The following is a 14,007-nucleotide window of genomic DNA, read 5'->3' as shown; positions in this document are numbered from 1 at the left end:
GTTCATACCCCTCCCCCAACGTGGCTGTGGGCGATCCGCTCTGCCACCGACACCGCTGCACTGGTCATGATGTCCAGGTTGCCCGCGTACGCCGGCAAGTAGTGCCCGGCCCCTTCAACCTCCAAAAACACCGAGACTTTGGTGCCCAGGCTCCAGCCAAGCCCCGGGATGTTCTGGCGGTTGTCCTCGCCGTAATGCTCGAACTGCACGTCCTGTTTCAGGCGGTAGCCCGGCACGTATTGCTGCACCTCGGCCACTCGGGCCTGTACTGCGGCGCGGATGGCCTCCGTGTCGGCGCCCGGCGACACAAAGCAGTAAACCGTGTCACGCATGATCAGCGGGGGTTCGGCCGGGTTGAGCACGATGATGGCCTTGCCTCGCGCCGCCTGCCCGACTTCGACGATGGCCCGCGAGGTGGTCTCGGTGAACTCGTCGATGTTGGCGCGTGTACCGGGGCCGGCAGACTTGCTGGAGATGGAGGCGACGATTTCCGCGTAATGCACGGGCGCCACCTGGGCCACCGCATGCACGATCGGAATGGTCGCCTGCCCGCCGCAGGTCACCATGTTCAGGTTGGGCGCCTGCCTGTGTTTGTCGAGGTTGACCACGGGAATCACATACGGCCCGATAGCGGCGGGCGTGAGGTCGATCACCCGCACGCCGTGGGGCTGCAATTTGGCGTTATGCACGGCATGTGCGGTGGCAGACGTGGCATCGAAGACGATGCGGATATCCGCGAAGTTCGGCAACGCCAGCAGCCCGTCAATACCCCCCGCGGTGGTCGGCACGCCCATGCGGGCAGCCCGTGCAAGGCCGTCGGACGCCGGATCGATACCGACCATGGCGGCCACTTCCAGGCACTTGGAATACCGCAGGATCTTGATCATCAGGTCGGTGCCGATGTTGCCCGAGCCAATGATCGCCACGGGAATTGGAAAAGTAGACATGCTCCGGCTCCCTATTGGCGCTGCAACGGTTTGTAGGCCACGGCCTTGATTTCGATCACCAGGTGCGGATGGGGCAACTGGTGCACGGCCACGGTGGTACGGGTCGGCCCGCTGGCGTCGAAGAATTCGCCATACACCTGGTTGTAGGAGGAGAAGTCATTCATGTTGACCAGGTAGCTGCAGATCTCGACCACATCGCTCAGGTCGGCGTCGACGCTGCGCAGGATGTCGCGGATGTTTTGCAACACCTCACGGGTTTGCACCGCGATGTCCGGGCGCACGCGGCCGGTCGCATCCAACTCCGCGCCTGCGATGCTGTTGTCAGGGCGGCGCGAACTGGTGCCCGAGACGTAGAGAAAGTCCCCCGCCCGTTTTACATGGGGAAACGTGCCCAGGGGCGTGGCTTTGCCGTCGACGACCTTGGCGCTGCCGGAAAGTGTTTGGTTCATGCTGTTATGCCTCGCGTACTGTATTGAAGGCAACGGCCCCCAGCGATTGGAATTCGCAGCGCACCGCCACGCCGGGGCGCAAGGCCACGGCGGCAGTCGCGGCACCAGCCATGACCAGCGAGCCCGGCTCCAGCGCTTCACCTTGCTGCGCAGCCAAACGTGCGGCGGCCACCAGGGCGCGCACCGGCGAGCCAAGAATGGCAGCGGTGCTGCCCAGCTCCACCGCTCGCCCGTCAAAGCTCATCAGCAACCCCAAGTTGCTCAAGTCCAGGTCCGGGCGTTGCCAGCTACCCACCACGAATCCGGATGACGAAGCGTTGTCGGCCACCACATCGGGCAGCGAGAACTTGAAGTCCCGGTAGCGTGAGTCGATCACTTCCAACGCCGGGGCGACGGCCTCTACGGCGGCCATGGCCTGCAAGGGGGTAACATCGCCGTGCAGGCGCTTGCCCAGCAGGAAACAGATTTCTGGCTCGACCCGCGGATGCACGTAGCGCGACAGGTCGATGCTACCGCCCTCCTCGATCAGCATGTCGTCGGTCAGGCGGCCCCAGATCAAATCACTGACGCCCATCTGGGCCATCTTCGCGCGGCTGGTAAAGCCCATTTTCATCCCGACCTGGCGGGCGCCACGGCCCAACCGGAGGTCGATCAGCACGCGCTGCACGGCGTAGGCTTCTTCGAGGGTCAGCGCGTCTTCGCCGGTCAGTTGCGGGGTGGCTTCTGCGTGCCGTGCGGCATCGTCGAGGCGCTTGGCAATACGTTGGATTTTCATTGGTTTATCTCAACTGGCGTGTTCGAAGCAGGCACGGACACTGCCCAACCCTTGAATGCGAGCCTCAAAGACATCGCCCGGCGTCACTGCGACCATCGGGCCCAGCGCCCCGGTCAATATCACGTCACCGGCGCGCAGGGCGGTGCCGTTGCTCGCCAGCGTGCGGGCCAGCCACAACGCCGCGTTGAGCGGGTTGCCCAGGCACGCCGCGCCCACGCCGAATGACACCGGCTCGCCCCGGCGCTCCATGACCATGCCAGCCAGCCGCAAGTCCAGGTCCTGCAATTTCACGGGGCGCTGGCCCAGCACATACACCCCGGCCGAGGCGTTATCGGCGATGGTGTCGAGGATGCCGATGTTCCAGTTGGCGATGCGGCTGCCCACCACCTCGATGGCCGGCAACACATAGGCGGTGGCCGCGATCAAGTCGCTGAGCACGATGTGTTCAAAGTCCAGGTCGCGCTCAAGCACCAGCGCCACTTCGGCTTCGCATTTGGCCTGCATGAGGCGCGAGTGCGGGATCTCTTCACCGTCGGTGAATTCCATGCTGTCGAGCAAAGTACCGAAGTCCGGTTGATTAACACCCAACTGGCGTTGCACCGACACCGAAGTCAAACCGATTTTACGCCCCGTAACCCGACGTCCTTCGCACACGTGTTGCAGCGTGTTGAGTTGCTGCACGGCGTAGGCCTCGGCGATACCACCGGGCAATTGGTCGCGTATCGGGTCAATCGCCTGGCCGGTTTTTGCCGCGTGCTGCAACAGGTCGGCCACCCGTTTCAAATGCTCAGACATCCCGAGCCTCCTCGTCGATACGAATGCATACGTTGGTCAATTCGCTGTAGAAATTCAGCGAGTGCAGGCCACCCTCACGGCCAATGCCAGACAGGCCGGCACCGCCGAACGGTGTGCGCAAATCCCGCAGGAACCAGGTGTTGACCCAACTGATGCCCACGCGCATGGCTTCGCTGACGCGATGGGCGCGGCTCAGGTTTGATGTCCAGATCGTCGCCGCCAGGCCATAGCGCGTGTCGTTGGCGCGGGCGATGACTTCCTGCTCGGTATCAAAGGGCGATACATGGCAGATCGGGCCGAAGATTTCTTCACGCACCGAACGGGCATCGTCCCCCAGGCCGGTGATGACGGTCGGTTCGACCCAGGCGCCGTCGTCGCGCACATCACCAAAATACGGAACGCGCCCCCCCGCCAGGAACGTGGCGCCTTCGTGGCGTGCCAGCTCGAAATAGCCAAGTACTTTGTCGCGATGCTTGGCCGAAATCAGCGGGCCCATTTGCGTGGCTGGATCGTTCGGCCAATCGATTTTCATGGCCTTGATGCGTGCCACCAGCGCTTCGCAGAAACGCTCATACAGCGGCCGCTCGACGTACACACGCTCGGAGCACAGGCATACCTGGCCGCTGTTGAGAAACAGCGCGCGCATCATGGTATCGAGCATTTTTTCGAAGTCGCAGTCGGCAAAGATGATTGCTGCATTCTTGCCACCCAGCTCGAACGACACTGGTTTCACGCCTTCGGCGGCCGCACGCATGATGGTGGTGCCGGTACGAGATTCACCGGTGAAAGTGATGGCGCTGATGTCCGGGTGCCGGGAGATGAACTCGCCGGCCGAGTCGGGCCCAAAACCATGCACCAGGTTGAACACACCCGGCGGTACGCCAGCGGCTTCCATGACCTCGGCCAGCAACGTGGCGCTGCCCGGCGTGTCTTCCGAGGGTTTGACCACCACGGCATTACCGCAGGCCAGGGCGGGTGCGACCTTCCAGGTCATCAGCAGCAGCGGCAGGTTCCACGGTGAGATCACCCCAACCACGCCCAAGGGTTTGCGGGCCGCATAGTTGAGCGCGTAGGCGCCGTCCGGCAAATCCAGTCGGTGGCTGTCCAGTGGGGCGGTGGCGAGGATGTCGGCAAACATCCGAAAGTTGGCGATGCCCCGGGGCACGTCAATGGTTGACGCCATGGCGTGGGGCTTGCCGGTGTCGGCCATCTCAGCGGCCAGAAAGTCATCCTGGCGACGCTCCATCTCATCGGCAATGCGCCGCAGCACCGCCACCCGCTGGCTGGCGTTGGTACGCCCCCACTCCCCGGCCAGCGCCTGGTGGCCGGCCTTGACGGCTTCGTCTACCAGCTCACGGCTGGCCTCGTGGACGATGGCAACCTGCGAGCCATCCACCGGGCTGATGTCTTCGAAGGTGCGCGGGCTTTCGACCCACTTTCCGTTTACATAGTTACGATAGTGCTTCATGACTGACCTCAGTGAAACTTGGCAAAAAGTGCGCCCGAAACTGCAACGGTTGTGACGATTTTCAGGCGCAGAAAACCCTGGCTTTAACTTTCGTCAAAGCGCTTGAATCGCAAATGCTGTGGGTGTGGAGCTGACTTACAAGGTGAACTCGACCACGGCCGCGCCGCTGCCATAGAGCGCACCGTAGTGGTGGACTTTTGCCCCTTTGAATTGGCCGTTCAGGGCACCCAGCAGCCAACTGAAGTGTTTGAACCCCATGTCGACCCGGGCCTGTTTGATGTAAAGCGGGAGTCGCTCTTTCAACTCAGCAAGGTTGGCAGTCTCGAGCAAACCAAGGATGGTGCGGTTCCACTGGTCCTCTTCGGGCTTCACGATATGGTCGTCGGCCGGTTCGATATGCCGGGTAAACACACTGCCCGACAACCCGCCTACGCCTATGATCGCTACGCGCTTGCCCTGCTCCAGCGCACATCGCGCGGCAATGGCCCCCAGTTTTTCGGTGGCCTCGCCGTTGTAGTAGAGGTTGTTCGACGCCACCACCAGGGGCAACGACTCATCGCCAATGCCCAGTGCCGTACACGCGACAATGGTGCCGGTGTCGATCGGGAACGCTTCATAGTCGGCGCCGCGAGCGGGAGTGCCCTGGGCACGACAGGCGTCGATACAGGCGTTGGCCAGCTCAACGTCGCTGTACAGGTCGTAGGGCAGCTCGCCGAACTCGTGCCAGTTTTCATCGACGTGAATGTCCTGGCTGCGACGGCGTGTCAGCCAGATTTCGTCCAACACTGCAAACCACTGGGTGGAATACACCAGCACCACATCCGGGCGCGAATCTCGCAGCGCGGTGCCCGCCTGCTGCATGGCCAACTGGAATTGGTGCCAGCCCGGCACATCGCCCCGCAATTGTGGAAGCGGGCTGCCCGGAACAAGAAAAGCCGAAACGATGGTCATGATCAATTCACCAGAAGAAGGAAAGTCGGGTACCACTCAAGCCGAGCGCCATTAGCCCGCAACGGCTGCGCGGGCAAGGCCAGCCTTGACCAGGTTCCACTCCATCACCGCATTGCCGGTCCCGATCACCGTGCCGTAGCCGTGGAGTTCGGCGGCCAGTTCCGGGTATTGCATGGCGGCATGCATCCAGGTAAATGCCCCGGACTTAACTTCGGCAAACGCCTCATCGATAAACTGCGGCAACAAGCGGAACACTTCCTTCATCTGGCCACGGCGCATCAGGTCGATCATGCGCATGTCCCACTGATAGCCCAACAGGCTTTCAGGATGCTCCTTGGTCATGTCTTCCGGCGGCTCCGGTTCCTGGTGAAAATGCCAGTGCGACAGGGTATTAGACGCCAACAGCACAGCCCGCTTGCCCGACTTGCGGATGGCCTGCAGGGTGGCTTTGCCCAACACGTCCATTTCGGTCAGCCCCTCTTCCATGCTCAGGTAGTAAGGGGTGTTGTTGGCCGAAATGGACACCACTGGAATGTCCCACTGCGGACGGATCATGTGCAGGGTGGTGATGGTGCCGTAGTCCACCCGAAAGCGTGGGTTGCGCATCATCTTGGTTTCCAGGCCGGCCTTACGCCCTTCTTCGCAGCACGCCTCGGCCAACGCCACGTCGACTTTCATTGCGTAATCAAAGCGAAAAAGGTTGGGGAAAATCGGGTCTACCGAGCGCCCGGAAAGCTCCGCCACACCGCTGAAGTGATGCCCTACCGAAGTGATCCAGTGGGGCGAATGCACCAGCAGCACATCCGGCTTCAGCGCCTCGACACTTGCGCGGGCCCGTTCATACGCCCAGCGCAGTTGCTCCCAGCCACCGGTTGAGCGCGGTTCGTTTTGCGGCGGGTTTTCTGCATAGAGCATGTGCGGCGGATGGGGGGCCAGAAATCCGCTGATAATTTCACCAGTTGCCATGTCGCTTCTCCTGTTTTTTTTGTGTGGATCAAGGCAGTGAAGGATCAATCACGAACTGAAATTCCATTTCGACCAAGGCGCCCAGGGGCAGCGCTGTGGCACCTACCGATGTTCGCGCCGGTGGTGTCCTGTTTTTATAAAAAGTTTCCCAGACCTGGTTGATCTCGCCAAACCGAGAGAAGTCGGCACAATAGATTCGCGCCAGCATCAGTTGGTCCAGGTCCAGGCTCAGCTCCGCGCTCAGGCGTTCGAGGTTTTTGAGTATTTGCCGGGTTTCAGCTTCCATGCCGCCTTCGATCAAGCGGCCGGAGCCGGGCTCCAGCCCCACCAGGCCCGACACGAAAACAAACGCCCCGGCACGTACTACCGGGCTGTATGAAAAATGCGGAGCGGGTAACGTCAAGCTGGGAATCGGCGCCCATAGAGGTGCCTTGCGGAGAGGATCGGGAGTGAGCATTTTATTCTCTTATGTACGTGCACGTCCTAATTGACACCGATGGTATGTAGCGATAATTAACCTGTCAACAGATTTATCCCGCAAAAACACGACTTGCACGCACTAAAAGCCCAACGAACGTTCGACTTGTTTCGCACCCGCGAAAGGCCAATACTTATGTCGCTGATTTTTCTCAATTTGATACGTGCACATACAAATTAACCGTCTCCCACAATGTAGGGAAGACGCACACGGAAGACCTTGACTGCCATGCCATCGAGCCAGAATCCCCCCACCCTTTCACCTCAAAGCCAACAGCTGGTAGAGCAGTTCCAACTCGAAGAGGTCGCCTCGCATCTCTTGCGCCGGGCGCACTTCATGGCTGAGGAATTGTTCAACGCCGAGTTTGCCGCCGAGGCGATCACGCCACGGCAGAAGGCCGCGCTGGTGGTGGTGTTCCAGCACCCGGGGCTGACACAGAACGCCCTGGCTGGGCATTTGTTCATGGATCGCAACACCGTTGCCGAGATGGTCAAGCGCCTGTGCGCCAATGGCCTGCTGCAACGCACCAGCGCACAGAACGACCAGCGTGCCTACCAGCTCTACCTGACGCCTGCCGGCACCGACTTGCTGGACCGGGTGCTGCCAAGGGATTTCGAGGTGGAAAGAAAGCTGCTGGAGCGCCTGCCGGAAGAATATCGACCGCTGTTTCTAAAATGCCTGAAGCTGATGGTCACGCCTGACAACACCTAATGGCTGACGCCTCTGGCGTATTGGCTCGGTGGCATCCCCACATGCCGGGTAAATGCCGTACTGAACGCGCTGGCCGAGCGATACCCCACACCCTGCGCCACCTCAATCATCCCCAGTTGCGTGCGGCGCAGCAGATCCTTGGCTACGGTCATGCGCCAGCCCAGCAGGTATTCCATGGGTGCCTGGCCCAGGGTGGTCATGAAGCGTTTGAAAAACGCCGAACGGGAAAGCGTGGCCACTTGGGCCAATTGCGGGACTGTCCAGCCGTGGGCAAGGTTGCCATGCATCTGGCGCAGGGCCTTGGCCAGCCGAGGGTCAGCCAGACCACGCAGTAAGCCTTGGGGCGTGTGCTCAGGCGGGATCGAGCGCAAGGCCTCGATCAGCAAGACTTCCACCAGCCGCGTGAGGATCAACTCACGCCCGACCGCCTGCGCCGTCGACTCTTCACGCAGCAGTCGCACCAGCGTCGCCAGGCGCTCGACACCGCGCACATGCACCCGCGCCGGCAACATCGCTACCAGCATGGCAGCTTCGGGGGACTCAAAGTTGAAATGCCCGCCGAGCAGGCGCACGTCGGCGGGCAGGTCGGGGTCGCCGTGGCGCAGCTCATCGGGCTGGGTGCTGCCATACACTGGCACCATCGTCACCGGCTCTACCGGCGCAAACCCCGAGAGGACGAACCCGGGCGTCTTGGGCAGCAGCAGAAAATCCCCCGCTTCAAGGGTCAGCTCAGACTGGCCATCGATGGCCAGCCGACACCTGCCTTCCAGCATCGCGCAGAAGCTGGGCAAGCCGAACTCGGAGTAACGCACGCCCCAGGTTCCGGCGCCGCTGATGCCTTTGGAAAACACCGCCTGTGGCTTGAGCAGTGCGATGACATCGGACAGTGGATCGCTCACAAAAGGACTCCTGCGAATAAATCTTGGACGCCTGATTATAGTGAGTCCAACCGACTCAGGTTATCGTTTTCACAACATTCACCCACTGGAATCCCCCATGAAAACAGTCCTCATCACAGGCTGCTCCTCCGGCTACGGCCTTGAAACCGCGCGCCACTTCCTCTCTCAGGGCTGGAACGTGATTGCCACCATGCGCACACCACAAACCACGCTGCTGCCCGCCTCGCAGCGCCTGCGCATCCTGGCCCTGGACGTGACCCAACCCCACAGCATCGCCGCCGCCATTGAGGCCAGCGGACCGATTGATGTGTTGGTCAACAATGCCGGGATCGGCCTGTTTGGCGCGCTGGAGGCCACGCCCATGGCCACCGTACGGGAAATTTTTGAAACCAACACGTTCGGATCGATCGCCATGACCCAGGCGGTGATTCCGCAGATGCGCGCCCGGCGCGCGGGAGTGGTGATCAACGTCACCAGCAGCGCCACGCTGGCACCCATGCCACTGGTCGCCGCCTACACCGCCAGCAAGCAGGCGATTGAAGGGTTTACCGGCTCATTGGCGCTGGAACTGGCGGCCTTCAATGTAGGCGCCAAACTGGTGGAGCCTGGGTATGCCCCCACTACCCGCTTCAGCGAAAATGCTGGCGAGCGCATGGCAGGGATGATTCCCGCGGACTACGTGCCCGTGGCCCAGGCGATTTTCGCCGAGCTGGGCAGCGGCCAATACACCACCGAGCAGGACGTAGCCACCGCCGTATGGCGTGCAGCGAACGATACCTGCGGGCAGCTGCGCTTTCCTGCAGGTGCGGATGCGTTGGGATTGGCGGCTCAATTACGTCGTTAATCGCCAGCGGCGTACTTGAATGCGTACTTAAAACCGTGGCAGGGGATGGATCCCGATGGAATTCCGTAAACGAAAAAAGCGGCTCATGGCCGCTATTTCCGTTGCTTCCAGGCGTTCAGTAGGCCTTGGTGGAAGCGAATATGGCGCAGCGGACGGGACTCGAACCCGCGACCCCCGGCGTGACAGGCCGGTATTCTAACCGACTGAACTACCGCTGCGCGTAACACATGAAGCGAATGGTGGGTGATGACGGGATCGAACCGCCGACCCTCTGCTTGTAAGGCAGATGCTCTCCCGGCTGAGCTAATCACCCTTCGCTTCGGTGTGGCGCGCATTCTACGGAGCGACCTATAGTCTGGCAAGCACTTTCTTAAATCTTTTTTTTGAGCCCTTCCAATGGCTTAGGCAGGGTTGGCCTCAGCCGTGATGAAGAGAATAATGCCCCCCTTTGTATATAAGGAGAGACTCACCCCATGTGGTTCAAAAACCTGCTTATCTATCGCCTGACCCAAGATCTGCCTGTTGATGCCCAGGCGCTGGAAACGGCACTGGCCACCAAGCTGGCCCGCCCTTGTGCAAGCCAGGAGTTGACCACTTACGGTTTCGTCGCTCCGTTCGGCAAAGGCGAAGACGCGCCGCTGGTGCACGTCAGCGGGGATTTCCTGCTGGTGGCCGCACGCAAAGAAGAACGCATCCTGCCAGGTAGCGTGGTGCGTGATGCCGTGAAGGAAAAGGTCGAAGAGATCGAAGCCGAGCAGATGCGCAAGGTCTACAAGAAAGAGCGCGACCAGATCAAGGATGAAATCATCCAGGCCTTTTTGCCCCGCGCGTTTATCCGCCGCTCGTCCACTTTTGCCGCCATCGCGCCCAAACAGGGCCTGATCCTGGTCAACTCGGCCAGCCCCAAGCGCGCCGAAGACCTGTTGTCCACCCTGCGTGAAGTGATCGGCACCCTGCCGGTTCGCCCGCTCACGGTGAAAGTGGCCCCTACCGCCACGCTGACCGACTGGGTCACCACGCAAAAACCGGCGGCGGACTTTTTTGTCCTCGACGAATGCGAACTGCGCGACACCCACGAAGATGGCGGCATCGTGCGCTGCAAGCGCCAGGACCTGACCGGCGAAGAAATCCAGTTGCACCTGAGCACTGGCAAAGTGGTGACGCAACTGTCACTGGCCTGGCAGGACAAGCTGTCGTTCATGCTCGACGACAAGATGACGGTCAAGCGCCTGAAGTTCGAAGACCTGCTGCAAGACCAGGCCGAACAGGACGGCGGCGACGATGCGCTGGGCCAGCAGGATGCCAGCTTTACCCTGATGATGCTGACGTTCGGCGACTTCCTGCCGGCGCTGGTCGAGGCCTTGGGTGGCGAAGAAACCCCGCAAGGCATCTAATCGCTTCCATTTATGACAAGGACTCCCCATGCGCGCACTCGCCGCCTTGAGCCGCTTCGTTGGTAATACCTTCGCTTACTGGGTGCTGATTTTTGCCGTGCTTGCGTTCCTGCAACCCGGCTGGTTCATCGACCTCAAAAGCGCCATCGTGCCGCTGCTGGGGCTGGTGATGTTCGGCATGGGGCTGACCCTCAAACTCGATGACTTCGCCGAGGTCGCCCGCCATCCGTGGCGCGTCGCCCTGGGCGTGGTCGCGCATTTTGTGATCATGCCGGGCGTGGCATGGGCGCTGTGCCAGCTTTTTCACCTGCCGCCCGAAATCGCCGTGGGCGTGATCCTGGTCGGCTGCTGCCCCAGCGGCACCTCCTCCAACGTGATGACCTGGCTGGCGCGGGGCGACCTGGCGTTGTCGGTGGCCATTGCCGCCGTCACCACCCTGCTCGCCCCGCTGCTCACGCCCGCGCTGATCTGGTTGCTGGCGTCGGCCTGGCTGCCGGTGTCGTTCATGGAGTTGTTCTGGTCGATCCTGCAAGTGGTGTTGCTGCCCATCGTGCTGGGCGTTGTCGCCCAGCGCCTGTTGGGTGCGCGGGTGCGCCATGCGGTGGAGGTGTTGCCGCTGGTGTCGGTGGTCAGCATCGTGCTGATCGTTGCCGCGGTGGTGGCCGCAAGCCAGGCGAAGATCGCCGAATCGGGCCTGTTGATCATGGCCGTGGTGATGCTGCACAACAGCTTCGGCTACTTGCTGGGTTACTTCACCGGGCGTCTGTTCAAGCTGCCACTGGCACAGCGCAAGTCGCTGGCACTGGAGGTGGGCATGCAGAACTCAGGGCTGGGGGCCGCGCTGGCCAGTGCGCACTTCTCGCCCTTGGCGGCGGTGCCCAGCGCGCTGTTCAGCGTTTGGCACAATATTTCGGGGGCGTTGCTCTCGACCTATTTCCGGCGCATGAACGAAGCGCACGCACCGCAACCCACCACCGAAACTTGATCGTCCGATCCATTTTCGGCACTCTACCGGGCGTTGCGGGGACGACCTTGCAACGCTGTCGCGCACTTAATCCGGGGACGACCCCACCTATATAAGGGAGGTCAACATGTCCTGGATCATTCTGTTTTTTGCAGGCCTGGCGGAAGTCGGCTGGGCGGTGGGCCTTAAATACACCGACGGTTTCAGCAAGCCGCTGCCCACCGCGCTGACCATCGGTGCCATGGTGGTCAGCCTCGGGTTGCTGGGGTTGGCGATGAAGGAGTTACCGCTGGGCACCGCCTATGCCATCTGGACCGGCGTGGGCGCAGTGGGCACGGTGATCGCCGGGATTATCCTGTTTGGAGAATCGATGGCGCTGTTCCGGCTGGCGAGTGTGGCATTGATTATCTGTGGGCTGATCGGGCTCAAGATCAGTACCTGAGCCCTCACGCTGTGCGCTAGCGACCGTCGCCGCGCAACTGGCCCACCAGGCCGTGCAAGGCCTGCGGCGTAGCCGCCTGCACCGCGACCGGCTGCCCGGCCACCAAGACCACCCGTGACCAGATCCTGTGGAAAAACCCCTTGTTCGGGTCACGGCTGAAGAAACTCCCCCAAAGCCCCTGCAATGCCATCGGAATGACCGGCACTGGGGTTTCCTCCAGGATCCGCGTCAGTCCGCCCCTGAACTCATTCATCTCACCGTCACCGGTCAGCTTGCCTTCAGGGAAGATGCATACCAGCTCACCGTCCTTGAGGTATTGGGCGATACGCTCGAATGCTTTTTCGTACACCTGCAGGTCCTCATTTCGCCCGGCAATCGGCACAGCCCCCGCCGTGCGAAAAATGAAGTTGAGGACCGGCAGACGATAGATCTTGTAGTACATCACGAAGCGGATCGGCCGACGCACCGCCCCGCCAATCAGCAGTGCATCCACAAACGACACGTGGTTACACACCAGCAAGGCCGCACCTTCGTCCTGGATCAACTCCAGGTTGCGGTGCTCGACACGGTACATGGAATGGCTGAGCAGCCAGATCATGAAACGCATGGTGAACTCGGGGACGATCTTGAAGATGTAGGTGTTCACCGCGATATTGAGCAGCGACACCACCAGGAACAACTCGGGAATTGAAAGCTTCAGCACGCTCAACAGCACGATGGAGACAATCGCCGACACCACCATGAACAACGCGTTGAGAATATTGTTGGCGGCAATCACCCGCGCCCGCTCGTTCTCGGCGGTGCGCGACTGAATCAGGGCATACAGCGGCACGATGTAAAAACCGCCAAACACCCCAAGCCCGAGGATATCGAACAGCACCCACCACGCCTGGCCGTAGCCGAGCACCGCGAGCCAGTCGTTTTCCTGGACGTTCTGCGGGAACCCGCCGGAATGCCACCACAACAACAGGCCGAACACGGTCAGACCGAAAGAGCCGAACGGCACCAGGCCGATTTCAACTTTGCGGCCGGACAACTTCTCACACAGCATCGAACCCAAGGCGATGCCCACCGAAAACACCGTGAGAATCAGCGTCACCACGGTTTCGTCGCCGTACATCCACTCCTTGGCATACGCGGGGATTTGCGTGAGGTAGATCGCACCGACAAACCAGAACCACGAGTTGCCCACGATCGAACGCGACACCGCTGGGGTTTGCTCAAGGCCCATGCGCAGCGTGGCCCAGGACTGGCTGAAGATATTCCAGTTCAGGCGCAACCCGGGCGTGGAAGCCGCCGCCGAAGGAATACTGCGGCTGGCCAGGTAACCCAGCACCGCCACCCCCACGATGGCCACGGCCACCACCGGCGCGTAATGGGTCGACGACATGATGACCCCCGCCCCGATGGTGCCCGCCAGGATCGCCAGGAACGTGCCCATTTCGACCAGGCCGTTGCCGCCCACCAGCTCCTCTTCGTGCAGGGCCTGGGGCATGATCGAATACTTCACCGGCCCGAACAGCGCCGAGTGCGTGCCCATGGCAAACAGCGCCAGCAGCATCAATGCCAGGTGGTTGAACAAAAAGCCCGCGGCGCCCACGGCCATGATCACGATCTCGCCGATCTTGATCGCGCGGATCAACGCGTCCTTGTTGAACTTCTCGCCAAATTGCCCGGCCAGCGCCGAGAACAGAAAGAACGGCAGGATAAACAACAAGGCGCAGAGGTTGACCCAAATGGAGCGGTCACCCTCGATAGTCAGCTTGTACAGAATGGCCAGGATCAGCGATTGCTTGAAGATGTTGTCGTTGAACGCGCCCAGCAACTGGGTCACAAAAAACGGCAGGAAACGCCGTTTGCGCAGCAAGGTGAATTGTGAAGGGTGGCTCATCGTCGGTGTTCCTGCGTGGCCTGAGACTATTTT

At 61.3% G+C, this 14,007-nt stretch carries 15 protein-coding genes and 2 tRNA genes; 5 read left to right on the top strand and 12 right to left on the bottom strand.

All coding sequences use genetic code 11. The features are described from left to right. Positions 1–2: 2 nt before the first annotated feature. The 8 genes from ACW9H9_RS08155 to ACW9H9_RS08120 all read right to left on the bottom strand — a co-directional run bounded on the left by ACW9H9_RS08155 (position 3) and on the right by ACW9H9_RS08120 (position 6,808). Positions 3–947 (bottom strand): acetaldehyde dehydrogenase (acetylating), encoded by a 945-nt coding sequence (locus ACW9H9_RS08155; RefSeq protein ID WP_457342625.1) that lies wholly within the window; start codon positions 945–947, stop codon positions 3–5. An 11-nt stretch (positions 948–958) separates the two neighbouring features. After that, positions 959–1,396 (bottom strand): RidA family protein, encoded by a 438-nt coding sequence (locus ACW9H9_RS08150; RefSeq protein ID WP_457342626.1) that lies wholly within the window; start codon positions 1,394–1,396, stop codon positions 959–961. A 4-nt stretch (positions 1,397–1,400) separates the two neighbouring features. After that, a complete protein-coding gene (locus tag ACW9H9_RS08145) occupies positions 1,401–2,171 on the bottom strand; it encodes a 2-keto-4-pentenoate hydratase (RefSeq protein ID WP_457342627.1) in 771 nt (256 codons plus the stop codon). A gap of 9 nt (positions 2,172–2,180) precedes the next feature. Next, entirely contained in the window at positions 2,181–2,966 is a 786-nt protein-coding gene (locus ACW9H9_RS08140; RefSeq protein WP_457342628.1) for a 2-keto-4-pentenoate hydratase, read from the bottom strand. Next, positions 2,959–4,434, bottom strand: coding sequence for a 2-hydroxymuconic semialdehyde dehydrogenase (locus ACW9H9_RS08135; RefSeq protein ID WP_457342629.1), 1,476 nt, complete (start codon positions 4,432–4,434; stop codon positions 2,959–2,961). Before ACW9H9_RS08135 ends, ACW9H9_RS08140 begins: the two co-directional genes overlap by 8 nt. A gap of 135 nt (positions 4,435–4,569) precedes the next feature. After that, a complete protein-coding gene (locus ACW9H9_RS08130; protein ID WP_457342630.1) occupies positions 4,570–5,385 on the bottom strand; it encodes a DODA-type extradiol aromatic ring-opening family dioxygenase in 816 nt (271 codons plus the stop codon). Positions 5,386–5,436: 51 nt separating this feature from the next. Continuing rightward, the gene (locus ACW9H9_RS08125) at positions 5,437–6,351 is read right to left on the bottom strand and encodes a DODA-type extradiol aromatic ring-opening family dioxygenase (protein WP_457342631.1); all 915 of its coding nucleotides are present in this window, start codon (positions 6,349–6,351) and stop codon (positions 5,437–5,439) included. 28 nt (positions 6,352–6,379) lie between these two features. After that, entirely contained in the window at positions 6,380–6,808 is a 429-nt protein-coding gene (locus ACW9H9_RS08120; protein ID WP_457342632.1) for a RidA family protein, read from the bottom strand. A gap of 357 nt (positions 6,809–7,165) precedes the next feature. Between ACW9H9_RS08120 and ACW9H9_RS08115 the strand changes: the two genes are divergently transcribed. After that, complete coding sequence (locus tag ACW9H9_RS08115; protein ID WP_457342633.1) at positions 7,166–7,540, top strand: MarR family winged helix-turn-helix transcriptional regulator; 375 nt, start codon at positions 7,166–7,168, stop codon at positions 7,538–7,540. On the opposite strand, the gene ACW9H9_RS08110 is transcribed toward ACW9H9_RS08115, so the two are convergent. Continuing rightward, positions 7,537–8,439: a cupin domain-containing protein gene (locus tag ACW9H9_RS08110; RefSeq protein ID WP_457342634.1), complete on the bottom strand. Its 903-nt coding sequence runs from the start codon at positions 8,437–8,439 to the stop codon at positions 7,537–7,539. The genes ACW9H9_RS08115 and ACW9H9_RS08110 overlap by 4 nt on opposite strands. Before the next feature lie 97 nt (positions 8,440–8,536). On the opposite strand from ACW9H9_RS08110, the gene ACW9H9_RS08105 reads away from it, so the two are divergent. Next, positions 8,537–9,283 carry an SDR family oxidoreductase gene (locus ACW9H9_RS08105; protein ID WP_457342635.1) on the top strand — a complete coding sequence of 249 codons (747 nt, stop codon included), beginning with the start codon at positions 8,537–8,539 and terminating at the stop codon, positions 9,281–9,283. 141 nt (positions 9,284–9,424) lie between these two features. Here the strand turns inward: ACW9H9_RS08105 and ACW9H9_RS08100 are convergent. Together ACW9H9_RS08100 and ACW9H9_RS08095 are read right to left on the bottom strand one after the other, a co-directional pair. After that, positions 9,425–9,501 (bottom strand) — tRNA-Asp (locus ACW9H9_RS08100). A 19-nt stretch (positions 9,502–9,520) separates the two neighbouring features. Further along, positions 9,521–9,596 (bottom strand) — tRNA-Val (locus ACW9H9_RS08095). Between the two features lie 160 nt (positions 9,597–9,756). On the opposite strand from ACW9H9_RS08095, the gene rdgC reads away from it, so the two are divergent. The 3 genes from rdgC to sugE all read left to right on the top strand — a co-directional run bounded on the left by rdgC (position 9,757) and on the right by sugE (position 12,083). Continuing rightward, positions 9,757–10,677, top strand: coding sequence for a recombination-associated protein RdgC (gene rdgC / locus ACW9H9_RS08090; RefSeq protein WP_457342636.1), 921 nt, complete (start codon positions 9,757–9,759; stop codon positions 10,675–10,677). 28 nt (positions 10,678–10,705) lie between these two features. Next, on the top strand, positions 10,706–11,662 hold the full coding sequence (locus tag ACW9H9_RS08085; RefSeq protein ID WP_457342637.1) for a bile acid:sodium symporter family protein: 957 nt from the start codon (positions 10,706–10,708) through the stop codon (positions 11,660–11,662). A gap of 106 nt (positions 11,663–11,768) precedes the next feature. Further along, entirely contained in the window at positions 11,769–12,083 is a 315-nt protein-coding gene (sugE, locus tag ACW9H9_RS08080) for a quaternary ammonium compound efflux SMR transporter SugE (protein ID WP_457342638.1), read from the top strand. 16 nt (positions 12,084–12,099) lie between these two features. Here the strand turns inward: sugE and ACW9H9_RS08075 are convergent, their stop codons facing one another. Further along, on the bottom strand, positions 12,100–13,974 hold the full coding sequence (locus tag ACW9H9_RS08075; RefSeq protein ID WP_457342639.1) for an MFS transporter: 1,875 nt from the start codon (positions 13,972–13,974) through the stop codon (positions 12,100–12,102). Positions 13,975–14,007 lie beyond the last annotated feature (33 nt).

Source organism: Pseudomonas sp. SDO5215_S409, from assembly GCF_054071325.1.
Note: the sequence above shows the minus strand (reverse complement) of the source record. Positions and strands in the feature narration are given on the sequence as shown.

Coding starts and splice junctions, on each gene's coding strand:
- ACW9H9_RS08085 (WP_457342637.1), top strand. CDS start 10,706: ATGCGCGCACTCGCCGCCTTGAGCCGCTTCGTTGGTAATACCTTCGCT.
- ACW9H9_RS08150 (WP_457342626.1), bottom strand. CDS start 1,396: ATGAACCAAACACTTTCCGGCAGCGCCAAGGTCGTCGACGGCAAAGCC.
- ACW9H9_RS08125 (WP_457342631.1), bottom strand. CDS start 6,351: ATGGCAACTGGTGAAATTATCAGCGGATTTCTGGCCCCCCATCCGCCG.
- ACW9H9_RS08105 (WP_457342635.1), top strand. CDS start 8,537: ATGAAAACAGTCCTCATCACAGGCTGCTCCTCCGGCTACGGCCTTGAA.
- ACW9H9_RS08140 (WP_457342628.1), bottom strand. CDS start 2,966: ATGTCTGAGCATTTGAAACGGGTGGCCGACCTGTTGCAGCACGCGGCA.
- sugE (WP_457342638.1), top strand. CDS start 11,769: ATGTCCTGGATCATTCTGTTTTTTGCAGGCCTGGCGGAAGTCGGCTGG.
- ACW9H9_RS08145 (WP_457342627.1), bottom strand. CDS start 2,171: ATGAAAATCCAACGTATTGCCAAGCGCCTCGACGATGCCGCACGGCAC.
- ACW9H9_RS08115 (WP_457342633.1), top strand. CDS start 7,166: ATGGCTGAGGAATTGTTCAACGCCGAGTTTGCCGCCGAGGCGATCACG.
- ACW9H9_RS08155 (WP_457342625.1), bottom strand. CDS start 947: ATGTCTACTTTTCCAATTCCCGTGGCGATCATTGGCTCGGGCAACATC.
- ACW9H9_RS08130 (WP_457342630.1), bottom strand. CDS start 5,385: ATGACCATCGTTTCGGCTTTTCTTGTTCCGGGCAGCCCGCTTCCACAA.
- ACW9H9_RS08135 (WP_457342629.1), bottom strand. CDS start 4,434: ATGAAGCACTATCGTAACTATGTAAACGGAAAGTGGGTCGAAAGCCCG.
- ACW9H9_RS08120 (WP_457342632.1), bottom strand. CDS start 6,808: ATGCTCACTCCCGATCCTCTCCGCAAGGCACCTCTATGGGCGCCGATT.
- ACW9H9_RS08075 (WP_457342639.1), bottom strand. CDS start 13,974: ATGAGCCACCCTTCACAATTCACCTTGCTGCGCAAACGGCGTTTCCTG.
- rdgC (WP_457342636.1), top strand. CDS start 9,757: ATGTGGTTCAAAAACCTGCTTATCTATCGCCTGACCCAAGATCTGCCT.